This window comes from Pseudomonas endophytica (assembly GCF_001411475.1).
GTDB lineage: Bacteria > Pseudomonadota > Gammaproteobacteria > Pseudomonadales > Pseudomonadaceae > Aquipseudomonas > Aquipseudomonas endophytica.
This window is the reverse complement of record NZ_LLWH01000099.1, coordinates 1-4,244: the sequence shown is the minus strand read 5'-3', so window position 1 is coordinate 4,244 and position 4,244 is coordinate 1. Positions and strand designations below refer to the sequence as shown.

Below are 4,244 nucleotides of genomic sequence, written 5' to 3'. Positions count from 1 at the left end.
TGGGGGCGCTGCTGAACATGGCATGCACGGGGCTTATCGCCAAGGCGTCAGCGCCACGTTCGCCCGCGGCCTGAGCCAGCACTTCCAGCGCCCGGGTATCACCGAAGCCGCCATCGCCCGAACGGCGTAACGAATAGAGCTGCACACCCAAGCCCCAAATCCTAGGCGCTGATTGTTGCAGGGCGTCGGCAATGCTGAAGCACTGCGCGGGGGCCACGGCCAAGGTAAAAAATTGCTCCTCCACCTGCACCCGGTGATACCCGATGGGAATCATGCCTGGCAGCATGGCATCGGCATCGAGTTGGATGGGCAGCGAGCCGCCGTTTTCCAAATAGACCATGCAGTGGCTGTTCGACTGAAAGTAGCGCGATAGGTCTAACGCCTTGCCTTCGTCGGCGGTGAGCAGAGGCGGCAAGCGTTTGTTTTGTTGCTCCAGCTGCAAGTTAAGCAGGCTGGTTTCAATGGCTTCTGGGCTGTCGGCGGGCAATCCCAAACCCGCCAAAATGGCCTCCAGCACGGGCTGGGTTACGCGTTGTGGCTGGCCGTTGGCATCAATCCAGTCAACGGCCAAACCGGCTCGGCCGGCGAGTATTTCCAATTGCGCTTCGCTCATTGGCGGGCTCCCTTCAAGGCTGGCGAGTGGCTGTAGAACGTCGTGCAGATCAGGGTGCTGAGATGCTTGAAACGTTTAAAACGCGCTGCTACGAACCATTGACTGAGCGACCAAGCGCTCATAAAGCTCAGCGTAAGGTTCAACGGCGTTGCACCAATTAAATGGGGCCGCCATTGCCCGGCAACGCATTGCATTCAGCAGTTCTGGTTGGGCAAAGACTCTAAAAGCGCGGGTCAGCGCCTGGGTGTAGCTTTCTACGCTGGACTCATCGAATAAAAAGCCGGTGACGCCATTTTCGATGGTGTCAGCCAAGCCTCCGGTGTTGCGTGCCACTGGCAATGATCCAAAGCGCTGGGCGTACATTTGGCTCAAGCCACAGGGTTCATAACGCGAGGGCATCAGCAAAAAGTCGCTACCGGCGAACATGCGTCGGGCGTCGGTTTCATTAAAGCCAATGCGCACGCCTACTTGCCCTGGGAAGCGCAAAGCTAGATCGCGCATGGTTTGTTCTTCTTCCGGTTCCCCGCGGCCAATGATGCAAATCTGACCGCCTGAGGCGACGATGAAGTCGGCCACCGCTTCGGTCAGGTCCAGACCTTTTTGATACACCAGCCGCGACACTACGGCGAACAAAGGCCCGGTAGAGGGTTGCAGATCGAACAGAGCGCGCACATAAGCTGTATTCAGCGCTTTACCTTCCCAGTCGCCGATCTTGAACGGGGCAATCAGATGCGGGTCGCTCGAGGCTTCCCAGGTGTCATCAATGCCGTTAGGAATGCCACTGAGTAAACCTTGTTGAGTTTTGCTGGCCAAAAAGCCGTCAAGCCCGCAGCCAAAGGCCGGGGTGGTGATTTCTTGGGCGTAGGTCGCGCTGACGGTGGTGATGTGGCTGGCGTATGCCATACCCGCCTTGAGGTATGACAACTTGCCATAAAACTCCATGCCGTCTTGTTGCAATGCATGGGGCGGGATCCCCAGTTCCGGGCAGCAAGCACGACTGAATACTCCTTGGTAAGCCAAGTTATGGATGGTGAACAGTGTCGGTGTGCGCTGACCTCGCCAGTGCATATAAGCGGGCGCCAAACCTGCGGGCCAATCGTGGGCGTGCACCAGATCAGGCTGCCAGTGGATCTGCGCCAAGTTGGCGGCGATATCGGCGGCCGCCAAGCCTAGGCGAGCGAAGCGAATATGGTTGTCGGGCCAGTCGCGCCCATTGTTGGCGCCATACGGCGAGCCTTCGCGCTCGTACAGTTCTGGGCAAATCAGCACATAAATGACTAAGCCGTCTGCGAGGTCCATGCGCCCGATTTTGCACGGGGGCAGGGCTGCATGCCCGCTGAGCTCGCCAATGATATGAATGGGGTTATCGCTGTTGAGTACCTGCCGATACCCAGGAATTAGCACCCGCACGTCATGCAGGTGACGCATGGCCCTTGGGAGGGCGGCAGACACATCACCAAGGCCACCGGTTTTGACCAGATCCGCCAGTTCAGAGGTCACGAACAGGACTTTCTTTTTATTGGGGTTGGTATTCACCACTGGCAGCGCTGCTTTACCCGCAGGGGCTAATCCGCCCAGGGTGATTTTGGGCGCACTCGGCGGGTTTAAGCGTTCATCTTGATGTGAGGCAGCAGCACTGATCATGACTCTCTCCTGTTGTACTTATTAAGCTGCTATCGGCCTTGTAGCCAGCCAGCCTCCACGTTCAGATTGGTAATAGTCACCCCCCGTCGACCTGCTCAAAAGGTGAAACAGGTGCTGCAAAGAATGCACCAAGCAGGGCGCCCTATTTCAGGTTGACCTGTCAGACGGGCAGAAGGTTCGCTTTGTTCATAACGACATTGAGTAGGGCATAGACGACTGCGATGAGTGTAGGAGAGATGTCGCGCGCTGATAGTCAGGATTCAGCGAATATTAGGTTTTGGGGCTCAAGCAAGGGCTTTTCAGGTCCACTACATGGTGGGCTGAGCGCGCTGTTTCGGTGCGCGCGTGAGCACTATTGGAGCGATCTTTAACCTCGTAAACGTTTGAACACTATGAAGCGTGTCAGCCGTTGGGCGACGACCGGTTGTTTAACCGATGACAAGGGTTTCATTTGGTGCAAAAGACGCAAATTCGCTCAGGTAATATGTGGAATCACTTTTCTGACCTGAACTGCTTATGGCCCTCGCTGCTCCCCCTGATTTGTCTGACCCCGGCGTGGCGGTACAGCCGCTGGCGCGTACCTATCCGCGTGGCTTGTACATTGAGCCGCATCAGCATGAATGGGGGCAGTTGCTGTATGCCATGAGCGGCGTGATGTGGGTCGATACGCCGAATGAAGCCCTTGCGGTGCCGCCGCAACGTGCGGTCTGGCTACCACCGGGAGTGCCCCACGGGATACGTGTGGTTTCAGACCTACAGATGCGCAATATCTACCTACCCCTAGCCACGGCGAATACGTTGGACAGTACCGTGCAGGTCATTGAGGTCGGGCGGCTGTTACGCGAGTTGATCATCAACCTGGTTGATCAGAAGGATGCACAACCGGCCTACACCGATGCGTTGCTTAACTTGGCACTGTTCGAGTTGCAGCGTGCTCGACGTACGCTGCTCAAGGTGTCGATGCCCGATTCGTCGGATCGACGGTTACTCAACCTGTGCCAATCAGTGATGGCCAACCCGACTCTGGACATCGCGTTCGAGCAGCATGCGGCGAACGTAGGGGCCAGTGTGCGTACGTTGGCGCGGTTGTTTCAGGGAACGTTGGGCATGGGCTTTGCGCAATGGCGACGCCAAGTACAACTGGCAACGGCGGCGGCGGAGCTGATTCAAGGCGTGCCGGTTAACCAAATCGCGCGTTCACTGGGCTACTCGCCGAGCAGCTTCAGCGACATGTTCCGACGAGCGTTGGGCGTTACGCCTGCTTTATATGTGCAGCGGTAACCATTGGATGCCTAATTCTGGCCGATAGGCTGAAGGCATTGACCGATAGGTATTGTTTTGCGGCCATACACTCATCACCTTCTTACTCGCCCGGAAGGTTGAACATGAAGGCCCTGCAATTTTCGAAAACCGGTGATTTAGCTGCTTTGCAAGTGGTCGACGTGCCAGCCCCGACGCCCGCTGCGGGTGAAGTAGTGGTGCAGGTTAAAGCGGCGGGCTTGAACCCCAGCGACGTGAAGAACGTGTTGGGGCGGTTTCCTTACACCACATTGCCGCGGATTCCTGGCCGTGATTTTGCCGGTGTGGTTGTGGAAGGGCCTCAAGCGAGCGTGGGTCAAGCGGTCTGGGGGACGGGCAAAGATCTAGGGTTTTACCGTGATGGTTCCCACGCGGGGTATTTGACAGTGCCAGTCAGTGCAATCGCGCGCAAACCTGAAGCGTTGAGCTTTGAACAGGCTGCAAGCATTGGGGTGCCGTACACCACTGCATGGAATGCTTTGCAACGCAGTGGTGTGATGAGCGGTACGCGTCTGTTGGTGATAGGCGCCAATGGTGCAGTGGGAGCGGCGGCGTTGGGCTTGGCTAGGGTGCTGGGGGCAAACGTGTTAGCGGCTGGACGCCGACCGGAGCACGCTCGTGTGCTGCGCGAGCAGGGCGAGCAAGTGATCGTGCTGGAGCAGCCCGACGCCTTGGCAGGGCAGGTCCT

3 protein-coding genes and 1 pseudogene are annotated in these 4,244 nt (G+C 57.6%); 2 read left to right on the top strand and 2 right to left on the bottom strand.

Annotated features, from left to right (window positions below):
• Together AQS70_RS07885 and glgA are read right to left on the bottom strand one after the other, a co-directional pair.
• A pseudogene (locus AQS70_RS07885) lies at window positions 1-613 on the bottom strand (4-alpha-glucanotransferase); the annotation flags it as partial.
• A 75-nt stretch (window positions 614-688) separates the two neighbouring features.
• Window positions 689-2,257 (bottom strand): glycogen synthase GlgA, encoded by a 1,569-nt coding sequence (glgA, locus tag AQS70_RS07880; protein WP_055102306.1) that lies wholly within the window; start codon window positions 2,255-2,257, stop codon window positions 689-691.
• A gap of 516 nt (window positions 2,258-2,773) precedes the next feature.
• On the opposite strand from glgA, the gene AQS70_RS07875 reads away from it, so the two are divergent.
• Window positions 2,774-3,538: an AraC family transcriptional regulator gene (locus tag AQS70_RS07875; protein ID WP_055102305.1), complete on the top strand. Its 765-nt coding sequence runs from the start codon at window positions 2,774-2,776 to the stop codon at window positions 3,536-3,538.
• Window positions 3,539-3,642: 104 nt separating this feature from the next.
• Window positions 3,643-4,244: quinone oxidoreductase family protein (locus AQS70_RS07870; protein WP_156355070.1), on the top strand; the 602-nt coding region annotated here is incomplete at its 3' end.

Excerpts from the sequence above, each read along its gene's own strand:
- glgA (WP_055102306.1), bottom strand. The coding sequence starts at position 2,257 with ATGATCAGTGCTGCTGCCTCACATCAAGATGAACGCTTAAACCCGCCG.
- AQS70_RS07875 (WP_055102305.1), top strand. The coding sequence starts at position 2,774 with ATGGCCCTCGCTGCTCCCCCTGATTTGTCTGACCCCGGCGTGGCGGTA.